The sequence below is a fragment of the Citrobacter sp. CtB7.12 genome (assembly GCF_001297795.1).
GTDB lineage: Bacteria > Pseudomonadota > Gammaproteobacteria > Enterobacterales > Enterobacteriaceae > Citrobacter_A > Citrobacter_A amalonaticus.
The window spans coordinates 61,137-78,341 of the sequence record NZ_LIFT01000021.1 but is presented as its reverse complement, the minus strand read 5'-3'; the positions used below and the strand labels follow the sequence as shown (position 1 = coordinate 78,341).

Below are 17,205 nucleotides of genomic sequence, written 5' to 3'. Positions count from 1 at the left end.
CAGTATGGATTTTTTATTGATTCCAGCCGTTGCACCGGTTGTAAAACCTGCGAACTGGCCTGTAAAGATTACAAAGACTTAACCCCGGATGTCAGCTTCCGCCGCATTTATGAATATGCGGGCGGAGACTGGCAGGAAGACAACGGCGTCTGGCACCAGAACGTGTTTGCCTATTATCTCTCTATTGCCTGTAACCACTGTGAAGATCCGGCCTGTACCAAGGTCTGTCCGAGCGGGGCGATGCACAAACGGGAAGACGGCTTTGTGGTGGTGGATGAAGATGTCTGCATCGGCTGTCGTTATTGCCATATGGCCTGTCCGTACGGCGCGCCGCAGTACAACGCCGCCAAAGGCCACATGACCAAATGCGACGGCTGTCATGACCGGGTGGCGGAAGGCAAGAAACCGATCTGTGTCGAATCTTGTCCGCTACGTGCGCTGGATTTCGGTCCTGTCGACGAACTGCGTCAGAAACACGGCGATCTGGCGGCGGTTGCTCCGCTGCCTGGCGCACACTTTACGAAGCCGAGTATTGTGATCAAACCGAATGCCAACAGCCGCCCGACCGGGGATACCACCGGTTATCTGGCGAATCCGAAGGAGGTGTAAGATGGGAAGTGGATGGCATGAATGGCCGCTGATGATCTTCACGGTCTTCGGACAATGTGTGGTCGGTGGCTTCATTGTCCTGGCGCTGGCGCTAATGAAAGGCGACCTGCGGGCCGAAACGCAACAGCGCGTGATTACCTGCATGTTTGCGCTGTGGGTGCTGATGGGGATTGGCTTTATCGCATCTATGCTGCACCTTGGCTCGCCAATGCGGGCGTTTAACTCGCTTAACCGTGTCGGTTCATCGGCGCTGAGTAATGAAATTGCCAGCGGTTCGATTTTCTTTGCGGTTGGCGGGATCGGCTGGCTGCTGGCGGTGTTGAAAAAGCTCTCTCCGGCTCTGCGTAACCTGTGGCTGCTGCTGACGATGGTGCTGGGTGTACTGTTCGTCTGGATGATGGTGCGCGTCTATAACAGCATTGATACCGTACCGACCTGGTACAGCGTCTGGACGCCGCTGGGCTTCTTCCTGACTCTGCTGATGGGGGGGCCACTGCTGGGCTATCTGCTGCTGCGCGTGGCGGGAGTCGATGGCTGGGCGATGCGTCTGTTGCCTGCGGTTTCACTGCTGGCGCTGGTGGTCAGTGCCATCATGTCGGTGATGCAGGGCGCAGAACTGGCGACCATTCACAGCTCTATTCAGCAGGCTTCTGCGTTGGTACCTGACTACGGGGCGTTGATGGCCTGGCGGATTGGGGTGCTGGCGCTGGCCTTGTGCTGCTGGATTGTTCCGCAGTTGAAAGGGTATCAGCCTGCGGTTCCGCTGCTGTCAGTGGCCTTTATTCTGCTGCTGGTGGGAGAACTGATTGGTCGCGGCGTATTCTACGGTCTGCATATGACCGTCGGTATGGCGGTTGCCAGCTAAGTGAATAACCGGGGCTTTCGCCCCGGTCAGATTACTGACAAGGAAAGAAAAAGCGTGGTTTTTCCTTCCTTGTGGTTATCAGCCGAAAATCAATGAATTGATTTTCCTGGTTTTTAATGAGGTGATCTTTACTTTTCCGGTATCGGGATGAAGTTTGTCATCACTCTCACCGGGGCTTTCGCCCCGGTTTTACTATTTCTGTTTAGTCAACGTATCGTAGCTGGTCATCAGGTTGCGATAATCAGGAATGTGGTTGGAGAACAGCGTCGCCAACCCCTCAATATCATTACGCCAGTCACGGTGCAGTTCACAGGCCACACCAAACCATGTCATGAGCTGAGCACCGGCCTGCGACATTCTATCCCACGCCGAATGACGGGTAATTTCATTAAACGTACCCGACGCGTCGGTGACGACGAAGACATCAAAACCTTCTTCAATGGCTGACAGCGCCGGAAATGCCACACAAACTTCGGTCACTACACCCGCAATGATCAACTGCTTTTTCCCCGTGGCTTTGACGGCCTTCACGAAGTCTTCATTATCCCAGGCGTTGATATTCCCTGGCCTCGCAATGTACGGGGCATCAGGAAACTGGGCTTTTAATTCGGGGACCAGCGGGCCGTTTGGTCCGGTTTCGAAACTGGTGGTGAGGATGGTAGGCAGCTTGAAGTATTTGGCTAAATCACCCAGCGCGAGCACGTTGTTTTTGAATTTATCAGGGTCAATATCCCTGACCAGTGACAGCAATCCGGCCTGGTGATCCACCAGAAGAACCGCTGCGTCATTTTTATCGAGACGAACATAAGGCCTGGTCATTCTCTTCTCCTTGCTTGAGTCAACTCTGCGCCCGAATTCATTCAGGTGCGTATGGTTCATTCAAAGCATAGAACGGAAAAAAAAACCTGCCGGGACTATGAGATTTTTCGACTGATCGAAACGGAATACCTTTGCGTTAAATCAATAAAAACAGTCACCTGTAGTTGATTGGTTGTCAGTAATACATAATCTTAATCAATAAATTCAATCGAAGACGGAAAAGGGCCGCCACACCACGGTTTCCGCCGATTGACAATGTTTTTGTTGGTGGCATGATGCGCGTGAAATTTGAACTTCCTCACGGTTTATACTCATGTCCACCTATACCCGACCTGTCTTGCTTTTGCTGGCTGGTCTACTTCTGCTGACCCTGGCGATTGCGGTGCTGAACACGCTCGTCCCGCTTTGGCTCGCCCAGGAAAACCTGCCGACGTGGCAGGTGGGTATGATCAGTTCGTCCTATTTCACCGGTAACCTGGTCGGGACGCTGTTGACAGGGGTTTTAATCAAACGCTTCGGGTTTAACCGTAGTTACTATCTTGCCTCGCTGATTTTTGCGGCCGGTTGTGTGGGCCTCGGGGTGATGGTCGGCTTCTGGAGCTGGCTGGCATGGCGCTTTGTCGCGGGCATTGGCTGCGCGATGATCTGGGTGGTTGTGGAGAGTGCGCTGATGTGCAGCGGGACATCACGTAACCGCGGTCGCCTGCTGGCGGCCTACATGATGGTCTATTATGTGGGGACCTTCCTCGGACAACTGCTGGTCAGCAAAGTCTCGACGGAACTGATGAATGTGCTGCCGTGGGCGACGGGACTGATTCTGGCAGGGATTTTACCGCTGCTCTTTACCCGCATCCTGAATCAACAGTCTGATGAACACAACGACACGCCAATTACCGCAATGCTGAAACTGCGTCAGGCGCGGCTGGGCGTTAACGGCTGCATCATTTCTGGGATTGTCCTGGGTTCGCTGTACGGCCTGATGCCGCTCTATCTCAATCATCAGGGCATGAGTAATGCCAGTATCGGTTTCTGGATGGCGGTGCTGGTTAGCGCGGGGATCCTCGGGCAGTGGCCAATCGGGAGACTGGCGGATAAGTTTGGTCGACTGCTGGTACTGCGCGTGCAGGTGTTTGTGGTCATCCTCGGAAGCATCGCGATGTTAAGCCAGGCAGCGATGGCACCTGCGCTCTTTATCCTGGGGGCGGCCGGTTTTACGCTCTATCCGGTCGCGATGGCCTGGGCCTGTGAAAAAGTGGAACATCATCAACTGGTGGCGATGAACCAGGCGCTGCTGCTAAGCTACACCGTTGGCAGCCTGTTAGGGCCTTCCTTCACCGCCATGTTGATGCAGAATTATTCCGATAATCTTCTGTTTATTATGATTGCCAGCGTGTCGTTTATTTATTTGCTGATGCTGCTGCGCAATGCCGGACATACTCCGAACCCGGTTGCTCACGTTTAATTCAGCGTCAACAGGAAGCAATGTGTGTTATTGCATCCTGTTTTGGTTAATGTTCTGTATTCCCCGACAGAAAGTAAAAAGGCTACCCGTCGGATAGCCTTTTTAAAAGACGCAATCAATACATCACTTTATGCCCGTACTGCTCAAGAATGCCTTTAACGCGTTCCATCGTTTCTTTCTTCGGTGGATGTACACCATCGAGTTTGTACTCTTCGCCCATCGCCACCCATTTATGTTTACCCAGTTCGTGATAGGGCAGGAGCTCGATTTTTTCAACGTTGCCCATATCGCGGGTAAATTCACCGAGTCGGTGCGCGGAGTCGTCATCGTCGGACCAGCCAGGTACCACGACGTAACGGATCCACACGTTGATATTTTTGTTTGCCAGATAGCGTGCGAACTCCAGCGTACGGTGGTTGGAAACGCCGACCAGGTTCTGGTGGATCTCATCATTCATCTGCTTGAGGTCGAGCATCACCAGGTCGGTGACTTCCAGCAGTTCATCAATCACCGGGTCGTAGCGGCGAACAAAACCATTGGTATCCAGACAGGTATGGATACCTTCTTGCTTACAGGCACGAAACCAGTCACGGACAAATTCCGCTTGCAGGATGGCTTCACCGCCTGACGCCGTTACGCCGCCGCCGGATGCGTTCATAAAGTGGCGATAGGTCACGACCTCTTTCATCAGTTCTTCAACGGTGACTTCTTTACCGCCATGCGTGTCCCACGTATCGCGGTTGTGGCAATACAGACAGCGCATCAGGCAGCCCTGGAAGAAAGTAATAAAGCGGATGCCTGGGCCGTCAACGGTACCACAGGATTCAAAGGAGTGAATGCGACCAATAACTGACATTGCGGTGTTTCTCCAGATGTGGCCCATCCGGGGCCGTGTTGGTGCACAGCTCATTGGCTGTGTCGAGTCTGTTTTGGCGGTTATCCATTGAGTATAGATAGCTGACAAAACAGGCTGCAGTCGGGAAACGACCTGTTAAAAAGGCCCCACTTACGTGGAGCCTTTATTGTACGCCTTTTACCGCGTGATTTCAGTCAAAACACATTACATGGTCTGAGTGAAGGTACGGGTAATAACGTCCTGCTGCTGTTCTTTCGTCAGGGAGTTAAAACGTACTGCATAACCAGATACACGGATGGTCAGCTGCGGATATTTTTCCGGATGTTCCATCGCGTCCAGCAGCATTTCACGGTTCATCACGTTCACGTTCAGGTGCTGACCACCTTCGATGGACGCTTCATGGTGGAAGTAACCATCCATCAGACCGGCCAGGTTAGTCTTACGAACTTCGTCGTCTTTACCCAGTGCGTTCGGAACGATAGAGAAGGTATAAGAGATACCATCTTTCGCGTAAGCAAACGGCAGTTTAGCAACAGAAGTCAGAGAGGCAACAGCACCTTTCTGGTCACGACCGTGCATCGGGTTAGCACCTGGTCCGAACGGCGCGCCAGCACGACGACCATCTGGGGTGTTACCGGTTTTCTTACCATACACAACGTTAGAGGTGATGGTCAGAACAGACTGCGTCGGGATAGCATCACGGTAGGTTTTCAGTTTCTGAATTTTCTTCATGAAACGTTCAACCAGGTCAACCGCCATGTCATCAACGCGCGCGTCGTTGTTACCAAACTGCGGGTATTCGCCTTCGATTTCGAAGTCGATAGCCAGACCGTCTTCATCACGAATCGGTTTAACTTTCGCATATTTGATAGCAGACAGGGAGTCAGCCGCAACGGACAGACCTGCGATACCACATGCCATGGTGCGAATAACATCACGATCGTGCAGCGCCATCAGAGAGGCTTCGTAGCTGTACTTGTCGTGCATGTAGTGGATAACGTTCAGCGCGGTGACATACTGCTTAGCCAGCCAGTCCATGAAGTGATCCATGCGCTCCATGACTTCGTCATAGTTCAGCACGTCGCCTTTGATTGGCTCAGATTTCGGGCCAACCTGCATTTTCAGTTTTTCATCAACGCCGCCGTTGATTGCGTACAGCATGGTTTTCGCCAGGTTTGCACGCGCACCGAAGAACTGCATTTGTTTACCAACAACCATTGGGCTTACGCAGCAAGCGATAGCGTAATCGTCGTTGTTGAAGTCCGGACGCATCAGGTCATCGTTCTCATACTGCAGAGAAGAGGTGTCGATGGACACTTTAGCGGCGAATTTCTTGAAGTTCAGAGGCAGTTTTTCAGACCACAGAACGGTGATGTTCGGCTCCGGAGACGGACCCATGGTGTACAGGGTGTTCAGGAAGCGGAAGCTGTTTTTGGTAACCAGAGTACGGCCATCAACGCCCATACCACCGATGGATTCCGTTGCCCAAATCGGGTCGCCGGAGAACAGTTCATCATATTCAGGCGTACGCAGGAAACGAACCATACGCAGTTTCATGACCAGGTGGTCAATCATTTCCTGAGCGTCTTGTTCAGTGATTTTGCCTGCTTTCAGGTCACGTTCGATGTATGCATCCAGGAAGGTGGAGACACGACCGAAGGACATTGCCGCGCCGTTCTGAGATTTAACCGCAGCCAGGTAGCCGAAGTAAGTCCACTGAATCGCTTCCTGAGCGTTGGTTGCCGGACCAGAGATATCGCAGCCATATTTCGCAGCCATCTCTTTGATCTGACCCAGCGCACGGTGCTGTTCAGCAATTTCTTCACGCAGACGGATAGTCGCTTCCAGGTTTACGCCGTTTTCCAGGTCAGACTGCAGGGAAACGAACTGAGCGTATTTGTCTTTCATCAGGAAGTCGATACCGTACAGCGCAACGCGACGGTAGTCACCGATGATACGGCCACGGCCATAGGCATCCGGCAGACCAGTCAGAACACCGGATTTACGGCAGTTCAGAATGTCTTTGGTGTAAACATCGAAAACGCCCTGGTTGTGGGTTTTACGATATTCAGTGAAGATTTTTTTCAGCATCGGGTCCAGTTCGCGGTTGTACGCTTTGCAGGAACCTTCAACCATTTTGATACCACCGAACGGGATGATCGCACGTTTCAGCGGAGCTTCAGTTTGCAGACCAACAATTTTCTCGAGCGCTTTATTGATGTAGCCAGCGTCGTGAGAAGTGATGGTGGAAGCAACAGAGGTGTCAAAGTCAACAGGCGCGTGAGTGCGGTTTTCCTGTTTAACGCCTTCCATTACGCTGTCCCACAGTGCAGTGGTCGCATCAGTCGCGCCAGCCAGGAAGGACTCGTCACCCTCGTACGGAGTGTAGTTTTTCTGAATGAAGTCACGGACGTTTACTTCATTCTGCCAGTCACCTTTGGTAAAACCTTCCCAGGCTGTGGCTAACTTTTCATTAAGCTCGGACATGTAACACCTACCTTCTTAAGTGGATTTTTTATTTACTGCGTGTATCGCGACATCAATTAATGATGATCGTTGTCACGCAGATAAATGACCCAGTATGTCAACCCAACCAACAAACCCCCGCCGATAATGTTACCGATCGTAACCGGAATCAGGTTATCAGTGATGAAGTTCATCGCGGTCAGGTGAGAAAAACTTTCCGGCGTCGAGCCAACTGCGCTCCAGAACTCCGGTGTTGCGAGATCACGGATTACAATACCCATCGGAATCATAAACATGTTTGCGATACTGTGCTCAAAACCGCTGGCAACAAACATCGCAACCGGTAATACCATGATAAACGCTTTATCCATCAGGCTACGGCCTGAGTAGCTCATCCATACAGCCAGGCATACCATCAGGTTTGCGAGGATACCGAGACTGACGGCTTCAACAAAAGTATGGTGCATTTTGTGGTCGGCGGTTTGCAGGACGTTCAGTCCCCACTGGCCGTTGGCGACCATATATTCGCCGGAAAGCCACATCAATAGCACAAAGAGCAAGCAACCAATCAGGTTACCAAAATAGACGTTGAGCCAGTTTTTTGCCAACTGACCCCAGGTGATTCGGCCACTGGCTTTGGCAACGACAATCAACACGGTTGACGTAAAGAGGTCTGCACCGCAGATGACGCAAAGAATCAACCCCAGAGAGAAGCAGATACCGCCAATCAGTTTCGCCATACCAAAGGGCATCGTACCTGTACCGGTCGTTGCAGTGATATAGAAAACAAAGGCGATGGAAATGAACACACCGGCAGTAATTGCCAGGAAGAAAGTCTTAAGCGGATGTTTCGTTGCTTTATAGACACCTGCCTCTTCGGCCACTTTGGCCATTGCTGCAGGGAGTAAAAGATCAAAAGGGTTGTCAGCTTTCACACTAACTCTCTCTTTATTAAGTCGGCGACGAGATACTAACAAAGCATTATAGATGAGAAATTGATGTAGATCATATCCCGCCTGGCTTATAGGCCCGTAATACGCATGGTTTTTATGCAATTACGGAGTAATTATTTGATTTTTATGATAAAAATAAATTTTAAATTTTAGCAAATGAGTTGAAAATTTTCCTTCCTACGTCTGTTAGCCAGTTAATTAATATGGAGTAATTGGCAGATAAAGTAACAACTATCTATTAAGTTATGTAATATCAACTACCAACATTTAACCTTGTTATTACATTTATTTTGGGATATTCAAAAATAAATAAAAAGGGGCGCTTAGCGCGCCCCGTAATATAGCCCAGACGATTATTTAAACCTACTCAGCGTAGGTTGATTGGCTTTATTTTGACCAAAATGAAGATTTTGCACGCTGCAACTTCTCATAGGCCTTCAACAGCGACTGGTGTGATGCGAATGCGTGCAGATCGCTGTCAACCGGCTGCAGACCATAAAAGGCGGCTTCACCGCTCAATGCTGCACTGGCGGCTTCGACAGCATTTGCGCCATACATACGGACAAACGCGTTCAGATATTGCAGCGGTTCACGTTCTTCTTCCTGCGACAGCAGTAACAGCGTTTGCAGGCAACGGTAATAATTCGCCCGCTCGGCGCTAAAGATCGACGTATTAAATTCCATCGTCCATTCGGTCCAGATCAGTGCCTGTTCCAGATCACCACCTGCCAGCGCCAGCATTGCTTTCAGTTCCCCAATACGCAGGGTGTACCAGCCGTTATCTGAACCGGTTGCCAGGCCTAACAGTTCACGAACGCGGGTGAAATCATCAAACCCTTCTTCATCGAGTTGCTCAATCAGGTTGAGATAGTCTTCTTTATCCCAGCGACTATTCGGCAGTGAGAGCAGGGTCTCGCGCAGATGGACGCCCATGGCGTTATTGGCTAACCACAGATCTTCAGCAGGATAAATATCAGACATCCCAGGAACGATGATCCGACAGGCGTAGACACCGAGATGTTCGTAATCGGCGATGTACACCTCTTTATCTTCCGCGTTGAAGATCGCCATCAGGGTGGCAAACTCTTCTTCTGTGGTACCGGAGAAACTCCAGTCAACGAACGGGTAGTCGGCATCCTGCTTGAACAGATCCCAGGAGATCAGACCGCTGGAGTCAATGAAGTGTGTTTCCAGGTTGGTATGCTCAGCCACTTCTTCATCGTCGAAGGTCGGCGGCGTGAAGACGTCGAGATCTTTCAGACCACGGCCCTGCAGCAGTTCCGTCACGGTACGTTCCAGTGCGACGCCAAAATCAGGGTGTGCGCCGAAAGAGGCGAAGCAGGTGCTGTTAGCCGGATTGAACAGCACAACGCAGATCACCGGATACTGACCGCCCAGAGAACCGTCGTAAGCAAAGATGGGGAAACCTTCCGCTTCCAGCGTTGCAATAGATTCCACCACCGCCGGGTAGCGTGCCAGCACGTCGGCCGGAATTTCCGGCAGGCTGATGCTTTCGGCAATAATGCGATTCTTCACGTAACGCTCAAAGACTTCAGATAACCCTTGCACGCGCGCTTCGTTACGGGTGTTACCGGCGGACATCCCGTTTGAGACGTACAGGTTGCCGATAATGTTCATTGGAATATAGACGGTCTGGTTATCCGACTGGCGGGTAAACGGCAGGCCGCAGATACCACGCTCTTCGTTGCCAGACTGCAGGTCGATCAGCATGCTGCCGGTCAGTTCGTTCTCGGGATCGTAGAAGGCACGCAGGCGGGCATCCAGCAGACCGTCCGGTACGTCATCATTTTCGGTCAGCGGGAACCATTTCTCGTTCGGATAATGCACGAACGGGCCATTGGCGATGGTTTCACCCAGCCAGAAATCGGCAAAGAAATAGTTGGTTGACAGACGCTCAAAATATTCGCCCAACGCCGAGGCCAGCGCGGCCTTTTTCGTCGCCCCTTTGCCGTTGGTAAAGCACAGCGCACACTCTTTATCGCGAATGTGTACGGACCAGACATTCGGCACCGGGTTCAGCCACGAGGCCTCTTCAATATGGAAACCGAGGTCGAGCAGTTTTTGCTGGAAGCGAGCGATGGAGTCTTCCAGTGCGGCGTCTTTGCCGGGAATAAATGTTTGCGTCATGAAAATCACTTTTGTCGTACGGAAAGCGCGCAATGATACGGGTTTTACGTGACTGACGCTATCGCCGCCACTGACGCGGCGCAAATAAAAGTTTTGGCTATGCTTGTAGGCAGTGATCCACCATAAGAGCATAAAAATGAAAGCGTTTGATTTACAACGGATGGCACTCGATAAAGTGCCGATGGAATTCCTCGGTGAAGTGGCTTTACGCAGTCTGTATACCTTCGTACTGGTCTATCTGTTTCTCAAACTCACAGGACGACGCGGCGTGCGACAGATGTCGCTCTTCGAAGTGCTGATTATTTTAACGCTGGGGTCGGCGGCGGGTGACGTGGCCTTTTATGATGATGTCCCGATGTTGCCAGTACTGGTGGTCTTCATTACCCTCGCGCTGCTGTACCGTCTGGTGATGTGGCTGATGGCGCGCAGTGAAAAACTGGAAGATTTACTGGAAGGTAAGCCCGTCGTGATTATTGAAGATGGCGAGCTGGCGTGGGAAAAACTGAACCAGTCAAATATGACCGAGTTCGAGTTTTTCATGGAGCTGCGACTGAATGGCGTTGAGCAACTGGGACAGGTGCGCCTGGCGATCCTTGAAACGAATGGTCAGATCAGCGTTTATTTCTTTGAAGACAGTGAGGTAAAGCCTGGCTTAAGCATTTTGCCGAAGTATTGTACGCAACGTTATAAAGTCGTTCCTGAAGCGGGAGAGTATTCCTGTGTGCGATGCAGTGAAGTGATCACAATGAAAGCCGGCGATCGTCAGGCGTGCCCGCGGTGTAAAAATCCAGAATGGTCGAAGGCCAGTCGGGCAAAACGGGTCGTCTGACAGCAAAAATATCGGTCTTTTATCGTCAATCCCGAAGATTCTGTTGTGTGAGCGAACACTCATTTTTACTCGAGTTTGTTTTAGCCATTGCGGCGCGTGTCACTGAATGATAAAACCGATATCCACAGGAATAACTTATACCCAATCTCTGTTCATGTACGAAAAGAGATTGGGTTAATAACAACGCAACGTGGTGAGGGGAAATGGCTCAGGTCTTCAATTTTAGTTCAGGTCCGGCAATGTTACCGGCAGACGTGCTTAAACTGGCTCAAAAGGATCTTTGTGACTGGAACGGTCTTGGTACGTCCGTCATGGAAGTGAGCCACCGCGGCAAAGAATTCATCCAGGTCGCGCAAGAAGCGGAGCAGGATTTTCGCGATCTGTTGAATATCCCCTCCAACTACAAAGTGCTGTTTTGTCACGGCGGTGGTCGTGGCCAGTTTTCCGCCATTCCGCTGAACATTCTGGGCGACAAAACCACGGCAGACTACGTTGATGCAGGCTACTGGGCAGCCAGCGCCGTCAAAGAAGCGAAAAAATACTGCACGCCGAATGTGATTGACGCCAAAATTTCGGTCGATGGCCTGCGCGGCGTGAAGCCAATGAGTGAGTGGCAGCCTTCTGCTGATGCAGCGTATCTGCATTACTGCCCGAACGAAACCATCGATGGCATCGCAATTAACGAAACGCCCAATTTTGGTTCCGATGTGGTGGTGACCGCTGATTTCTCCTCAACCATTCTCTCCGGACCGCTGGATGTTTCACGCTATGGCATCATTTATGCGGGCGCACAGAAGAACATTGGCCCGGCGGGTTTGACTATCGTCATCGTACGCGAAGATTTACTGGGTAAAGCGAATGTGGCGTGTCCGTCGATCCTCGATTATTCCGTTCTGAACGACAATGACTCGATGTTCAATACGCCGCCGACCTTCGCCTGGTATCTTTCCGGCCTGGTGTTCAAATGGCTGAAAGCCAATGGTGGCGTGGCGGCGATGGATAAAATCAATCAGCAAAAAGCAGAACTGCTGTACGGTGTGATTGATAACAGTGACTTCTATCGTAACGATGTCGCGAAAGCGAACCGTTCACGTATGAACGTGCCGTTCCAGTTAGCTGACAGCGCGCTGGATAAGCTCTTCCTGGAAGAGTCTTTTGCTGCGGGTCTGCACGCGCTGAAAGGCCACCGCGTTGTCGGCGGAATGCGTGCCTCCATTTATAACGCGATGCCGCTGGAAGGGGTAAAAGCGCTTGCCGATTTCATGACTGATTTCGAGCGCCGTCGCGGCTAATCAGGTGTCTCTTTTCATCCCCACAGCCTTGTCTGTGGGGTTTTTATTTCTGTCTTTTGAGAGTTGAGTTTCATGGAATCCCTGACGTTACAACCCATCGCACGGGTCGATGGCACGATTAATCTGCCAGGCTCGAAGAGCGTATCAAACCGCGCGCTGTTACTGGCGGCGTTAGCTCATGGCACCACAGAGCTGACCAACCTGTTAGACAGCGATGACGTTCGCCATATGCTCAATGCCCTGAGTGCGTTGGGGATTGATTACACTCTTTCTGCGGATCGCACCCGCTGTGAAATCACGGGTAACGCAGGCCCGCTGCACGCCGAAGGCGCATTAGAGCTGTTTCTGGGCAATGCCGGAACGGCAATGCGACCGCTGGCCGCCGCACTGTGCCTTGGCGCAAACGATATTGTGCTGACCGGTGAACCGCGTATGAAAGAGCGCCCGATTGGTCATCTGGTGGATGCGCTGCGTCAGGGCGGGGCGAACATTGAGTATCTGGAGCAGGAAAACTATCCGCCGCTTCGACTGCGTGGCGGATTTACCGGCGGACAGGTTGAGGTTGACGGCAGCGTCTCCAGCCAGTTTCTCACTGCGCTGCTGATGACCGCGCCTCTGGCACCGCAGGATACGGTGATAAGTATCAAAGGCGATCTGGTGTCGAAACCGTATATTGATATCACGCTGAACCTGATGAAAACCTTTGGCGTTGAGATAGAGAACCAGAGCTATCAGCGCTTTGTGGTTAAAGGCGGTCAGCAGTATCACTCTCCAGGTCATTATCTGGTTGAAGGGGATGCTTCATCGGCCTCCTATTTCCTCGCGGCAGGCGCCATTAAAGGTGGAACGGTGAAAGTGACCGGGATTGGCCGCAACAGCATGCAGGGCGATATCCGTTTTGCCGATGTGCTGGAGAAAATGGGCGCGACCGTCACCTGGGGTGACGACTTTATCGCCTGTACCCGTGGCGAACTGAATGCCATCGATATGGACATGAACCATATTCCGGATGCCGCCATGACTATCGCGACAGCCGCGTTGTTTGCCAAAGGTACGACAACGCTTCGCAACATTTATAACTGGCGGGTGAAAGAAACTGATCGTCTGTTTGCGATGGCGACCGAACTGCGCAAAGTCGGCGCGGAAGTGGAAGAGGGGCATGATTTTATTCGCATCACGCCGCCGGCACACCTGAAGTTTGCCGACATTAGCACCTATAACGATCACCGTATGGCGATGTGTTTCTCGCTGGTGGCGTTATCTGATACGCCGGTTACGATCCTTGACCCGAAATGTACCGCCAAAACCTTCCCTGACTATTTCGAACAGTTGGCGCGTATCAGTACCCCTGCCTGATTTCTCTCTTCGCGCCGGTCAACTGGCTGGCGCGATATCGTCTGTATCTGTACTTTTTTCCTGTTACTGCTAATGCTAACGTGTTGATGATTTAATATTTTGATTTATATGCGTTTTATTATAAATATCAACGGAAGATTAGCATGAAAAATAAATCACTCCTGATTACTATTGCAGTATCCGCAGCGCTGCTGGCGGGATGTAAAAATGGCGTTAATGGTGACATGCTCGCCAGTTCGGGCATGTCGGCCTATAAAGCAGCCACGCTTTCTGATACCGATGTCAAAACGTTGTCCAGCAACGCCTGCAAACAGATGGATAGCCAGAATCAACTTGCGGGAAAAAGCAGTAAATACACCAGGCGTCTGGGTAAGATTGCCAAAGCTCTGGGAAATAATATTGATGGTACTCCGGTCGATTATAAGGTCTACATCACTTCTGACGTCAATGCGTGGGCAATGGCGAACGGCTGTGTCCGCGTTTATTCCGGTTTGATGGATCTGATGACCGATAATGAAATCGAAGGGGTATTAGGTCACGAGTTAGGTCACGTCTCTTTAGGGCATTCCCGCAAAGCAATGCAGACGGCTTATGCTACCCTGGCCGCGCGTGATGCGATTTCTGCCACCAGCGGCGTGGCTTCACAACTCTCTCAGTCGCAGTTAGGCGATTTGGCTGAAGGGGTGATCAACTCGGCGTTCTCCCGCAGTCAGGAATCTGAGGCTGATGACTTCTCCTATGACCTGATGAAAAAACGTGGCATCAATACGCAGGGGTTAGTGAGCGCATTCGATAAGTTAGCCACAATGGATGCCGGCCACGCTAAATCCCTGATGGATTCCCACCCGGCGTCAGCCGACCGTGCTCAGCATATGCGTGACCGTATCGCTGAAGATAAAAAGTAAAACATTGTCATCTTTCGGGCTGGTTTCTCCCCGGCCCGCTATAATTGCGCAATTATTCTTCACCTGGTGACAGACTAAATCGGTTTTTGCACACAACGTTAACGATTGTGGGCGTTGGCGCGTATAATGCGCGGCGTTTACGTTAACAGAACGCCTGTTTAAGGAGATAAAGATGACGGCAATTGCCCCGGTAATTACCATTGATGGCCCAAGCGGTGCAGGAAAAGGCACCTTGTGCAAAGCGATGGCGGAAGCATTGCAATGGCATCTGTTGGACTCTGGCGCAATCTATCGCGTGCTGGCGCTGGCGGCATTACATCATCATGTTGATGTTGCATCGGAAGACGCGCTGGTTCCGCTGGCAACCCATCTCGATGTCCGCTTTGTTTCAACCGACGGAAATCTGGAAGTGATCCTTGAAGGGGAAGACGTCAGCGGTGAAATCCGTACGCAGGAAGTCGCCAATGCCGCCTCTCAGGTCGCCGCATTCCCTCGCGTACGTGAGGCACTGCTGCGTCGTCAACGTGCTTTCCGTGAAGCACCGGGACTGATTGCTGATGGACGTGATATGGGGACGGTGGTTTTCCCGGATGCGCCGGTCAAAATTTTCCTTGACGCCTCCTCGGAAGAACGTGCACATCGCCGTATGCTACAGTTGCAGGAGAAGGGCTTTAGTGTTAACTTTGAACGCCTTTTGGCCGAGATCAAAGAACGTGACGATCGCGACCGAAACCGTGCTGTAGCGCCGTTGGTTCCCGCTGCTGATGCTTTAGTTTTAGATTCCACACGATTAAGCATTGAGCAAGTGATTGAAAAAGCGCTACAATACGCGCGCCAAAAACTGGCACTCGCTTAAGAGCGACCGAATTTGCAGTACCCCCGTTGCAATGGAATGACAGCGGGTATGTTAAACAACCCCATCCGGCACGGAGCCAGGTGGACGTTAAATATGAAACCTGAAGATTAAACATGACTGAATCTTTTGCTCAACTGTTTGAAGAATCCTTAAAAGAAATCGAAACCCGTCCGGGTTCCATCGTTCGCGGTGTTGTTGTTGCTATCGACAAAGACGTTGTTCTGGTTGATGCAGGCCTGAAATCTGAATCTGCAATTCCTGCAGAACAGTTCAAAAACGCGGCTGGCGAACTGGAAATCCAGGTGGGCGACGAAGTTGATGTTGCTCTGGATGCAGTAGAAGACGGCTTCGGTGAAACACTGCTGTCTCGTGAAAAAGCGAAACGTCACGAAGCATGGATCACGCTGGAAAAAGCTTACGAAGATGCTGAAACTGTTACCGGTGTTATCAACGGCAAAGTTAAGGGCGGCTTCACTGTTGAGCTGAACGGTATTCGTGCGTTCCTGCCAGGTTCACTGGTAGACGTTCGTCCGGTGCGCGATACGCTGCACCTGGAAGGCAAAGAGCTTGAATTCAAAGTCATCAAGCTGGATCAGAAACGCAACAACGTTGTTGTTTCTCGTCGTGCCGTGATCGAATCCGAAAACAGCGCAGAGCGCGATCAGCTGCTGGAAAACCTGCAGGAAGGCATGGAAGTTAAAGGTATCGTTAAGAACCTCACTGACTACGGTGCATTCGTTGACCTGGGTGGCGTTGACGGCCTGCTGCACATCACCGATATGGCATGGAAACGCGTTAAGCATCCGAGCGAAATCGTAAACGTTGGCGACGAAATCACTGTTAAAGTGCTGAAGTTCGACCGCGAACGTACCCGTGTATCTCTGGGCCTGAAACAGCTGGGCGAAGATCCGTGGGTAGCTATCGCTAAGCGTTATCCGGAAGGTACTAAACTGACCGGTCGCGTAACCAACCTGACCGACTACGGCTGCTTCGTTGAAATCGAAGAAGGCGTTGAAGGGCTGGTTCACGTTTCCGAAATGGACTGGACCAACAAAAACATCCATCCGTCCAAAGTTGTTAACGTTGGCGACGTAGTGGAAGTTATGGTTCTGGATATCGACGAAGAACGTCGTCGTATCTCCCTGGGCCTGAAGCAGTGCAAATCTAACCCATGGCAGCAGTTCGCGGAAACCCACAACAAGGGCGACCGTGTTGAAGGTAAAATCAAGTCTATCACTGACTTCGGTATCTTCATCGGCCTGGACGGCGGCATCGACGGCCTGGTTCACCTGTCTGACATCTCCTGGAACGTTGCAGGCGAAGAAGCAGTTCGTGAATACAAAAAAGGCGACGAAATCGCAGCAGTTGTTCTGCAGGTTGACGCAGAGCGCGAGCGTATCTCTCTGGGCGTTAAACAGCTGGCAGAAGATCCGTTCAACAACTGGGTTGCACTGAACAAGAAAGGCGCAATCGTAAACGGTAAAGTGACTGCAGTTGACGCGAAAGGCGCAACCGTAGAACTGGCTGACGGCGTTGAAGGTTACCTGCGCGCTTCTGAAGCATCCCGTGACCGCGTTGAAGACGCTACCCTGGTTCTGAGCGTGGGTGACGACGTTGAAGCTAAATTCACCGGCGTTGACCGTAAGAACCGTGCAATCAGCCTGTCTGTTCGTGCTAAAGACGAAGCTGATGAGAAAGATGCCATCGCAACTGTTAACAAACAGGAAGATGCAAACTTCTCCAACAACGCAATGGCTGAAGCTTTCAAAGCAGCTAAAGGCGAGTAATT

The 17,205-nt window shown here is 51.4% G+C and carries 14 protein-coding genes; 9 read left to right on the top strand and 5 right to left on the bottom strand.

The features are described from left to right. Both AOY24_RS19730 and AOY24_RS19725 read left to right on the top strand, forming a co-directional pair. Positions 1-609, top strand: a 609-nt coding sequence (locus AOY24_RS19730; protein WP_072185390.1) for a DMSO/selenate family reductase complex B subunit, incomplete at its 5' end; no start/stop codon positions are given. Position 610: 1 nt separating this feature from the next. Next, positions 611-1,474, top strand: coding sequence for a dimethyl sulfoxide reductase anchor subunit family protein (locus tag AOY24_RS19725; RefSeq protein WP_043001202.1), 864 nt, complete (start codon positions 611-613; stop codon positions 1,472-1,474). Between the two features lie 192 nt (positions 1,475-1,666). Here the strand turns inward: AOY24_RS19725 and ycaC are convergent, their stop codons facing one another. Next, on the bottom strand, positions 1,667-2,293 hold the full coding sequence (ycaC, locus tag AOY24_RS19720) for an isochorismate family cysteine hydrolase YcaC (protein ID WP_043001201.1): 627 nt from the start codon (positions 2,291-2,293) through the stop codon (positions 1,667-1,669). A 313-nt stretch (positions 2,294-2,606) separates the two neighbouring features. Between ycaC and AOY24_RS19715 the strand changes: the two genes are divergently transcribed. After that, the gene (locus tag AOY24_RS19715) at positions 2,607-3,755 is read left to right on the top strand and encodes an MFS transporter (protein WP_044265771.1); all 1,149 of its coding nucleotides are present in this window, start codon (positions 2,607-2,609) and stop codon (positions 3,753-3,755) included. 115 nt (positions 3,756-3,870) lie between these two features. On the opposite strand, the gene pflA is transcribed toward AOY24_RS19715, so the two are convergent. The 4 genes from pflA to ycaO all read right to left on the bottom strand — a co-directional run bounded on the left by pflA (position 3,871) and on the right by ycaO (position 10,178). Next, positions 3,871-4,611, bottom strand: a complete 741-nt coding sequence (gene pflA, locus AOY24_RS19710) for a pyruvate formate lyase 1-activating protein (RefSeq protein ID WP_043001199.1) — start codon at positions 4,609-4,611, stop codon at positions 3,871-3,873. 204 nt (positions 4,612-4,815) lie between these two features. Beyond that, the gene (gene pflB, locus AOY24_RS19705; protein WP_043001198.1) at positions 4,816-7,098 is read right to left on the bottom strand and encodes a formate C-acetyltransferase; all 2,283 of its coding nucleotides are present in this window, start codon (positions 7,096-7,098) and stop codon (positions 4,816-4,818) included. Between the two features lie 56 nt (positions 7,099-7,154). Continuing rightward, the gene (gene focA, locus AOY24_RS19700; RefSeq protein ID WP_043001197.1) at positions 7,155-8,012 is read right to left on the bottom strand and encodes a formate transporter FocA; all 858 of its coding nucleotides are present in this window, start codon (positions 8,010-8,012) and stop codon (positions 7,155-7,157) included. Positions 8,013-8,417: 405 nt separating this feature from the next. After that, complete coding sequence (gene ycaO / locus AOY24_RS19695) at positions 8,418-10,178, bottom strand: 30S ribosomal protein S12 methylthiotransferase accessory factor YcaO (RefSeq protein ID WP_054177202.1); 1,761 nt, start codon at positions 10,176-10,178, stop codon at positions 8,418-8,420. A 136-nt stretch (positions 10,179-10,314) separates the two neighbouring features. Between ycaO and AOY24_RS19690 the strand changes: the two genes are divergently transcribed. The 6 genes from AOY24_RS19690 (at position 10,315) to rpsA (ending at position 17,203) form a co-directional block, all read left to right on the top strand. Continuing rightward, positions 10,315-11,007 carry a DUF421 domain-containing protein gene (locus AOY24_RS19690; RefSeq protein WP_043001196.1) on the top strand — a complete coding sequence of 231 codons (693 nt, stop codon included), beginning with the start codon at positions 10,315-10,317 and terminating at the stop codon, positions 11,005-11,007. 203 nt (positions 11,008-11,210) lie between these two features. Further along, positions 11,211-12,299, top strand: coding sequence for a 3-phosphoserine/phosphohydroxythreonine transaminase (serC, locus tag AOY24_RS19685; protein ID WP_054177201.1), 1,089 nt, complete (start codon positions 11,211-11,213; stop codon positions 12,297-12,299). A 72-nt stretch (positions 12,300-12,371) separates the two neighbouring features. Beyond that, positions 12,372-13,655, top strand: a complete 1,284-nt coding sequence (aroA, locus tag AOY24_RS19680; RefSeq protein ID WP_044256343.1) for a 3-phosphoshikimate 1-carboxyvinyltransferase — start codon at positions 12,372-12,374, stop codon at positions 13,653-13,655. A 143-nt stretch (positions 13,656-13,798) separates the two neighbouring features. Next, complete coding sequence (locus tag AOY24_RS19675; protein WP_043001193.1) at positions 13,799-14,560, top strand: M48 family metallopeptidase; 762 nt, start codon at positions 13,799-13,801, stop codon at positions 14,558-14,560. 172 nt (positions 14,561-14,732) lie between these two features. Beyond that, a complete protein-coding gene (gene cmk / locus AOY24_RS19670; RefSeq protein WP_042320210.1) occupies positions 14,733-15,416 on the top strand; it encodes a (d)CMP kinase in 684 nt (227 codons plus the stop codon). A gap of 113 nt (positions 15,417-15,529) precedes the next feature. After that, entirely contained in the window at positions 15,530-17,203 is a 1,674-nt protein-coding gene (gene rpsA / locus AOY24_RS19665; protein WP_042320207.1) for a 30S ribosomal protein S1, read from the top strand. Positions 17,204-17,205 lie beyond the last annotated feature (2 nt).

Excerpts from the sequence above, each read along its gene's own strand:
- AOY24_RS19725 (WP_043001202.1), top strand. The coding sequence starts at position 611 with ATGGGAAGTGGATGGCATGAATGGCCGCTGATGATCTTCACGGTCTTC.
- ycaC (WP_043001201.1), bottom strand. The coding sequence starts at position 2,293 with ATGACCAGGCCTTATGTTCGTCTCGATAAAAATGACGCAGCGGTTCTT.
- AOY24_RS19715 (WP_044265771.1), top strand. The coding sequence starts at position 2,607 with ATGTCCACCTATACCCGACCTGTCTTGCTTTTGCTGGCTGGTCTACTT.
- pflA (WP_043001199.1), bottom strand. The coding sequence starts at position 4,611 with ATGTCAGTTATTGGTCGCATTCACTCCTTTGAATCCTGTGGTACCGTT.
- pflB (WP_043001198.1), bottom strand. The coding sequence starts at position 7,098 with ATGTCCGAGCTTAATGAAAAGTTAGCCACAGCCTGGGAAGGTTTTACC.
- ycaO (WP_054177202.1), bottom strand. The coding sequence starts at position 10,178 with ATGACGCAAACATTTATTCCCGGCAAAGACGCCGCACTGGAAGACTCC.
- AOY24_RS19690 (WP_043001196.1), top strand. The coding sequence starts at position 10,315 with ATGAAAGCGTTTGATTTACAACGGATGGCACTCGATAAAGTGCCGATG.
- serC (WP_054177201.1), top strand. The coding sequence starts at position 11,211 with ATGGCTCAGGTCTTCAATTTTAGTTCAGGTCCGGCAATGTTACCGGCA.
- aroA (WP_044256343.1), top strand. The coding sequence starts at position 12,372 with ATGGAATCCCTGACGTTACAACCCATCGCACGGGTCGATGGCACGATT.
- AOY24_RS19675 (WP_043001193.1), top strand. The coding sequence starts at position 13,799 with ATGAAAAATAAATCACTCCTGATTACTATTGCAGTATCCGCAGCGCTG.
- cmk (WP_042320210.1), top strand. The coding sequence starts at position 14,733 with ATGACGGCAATTGCCCCGGTAATTACCATTGATGGCCCAAGCGGTGCA.
- rpsA (WP_042320207.1), top strand. The coding sequence starts at position 15,530 with ATGACTGAATCTTTTGCTCAACTGTTTGAAGAATCCTTAAAAGAAATC.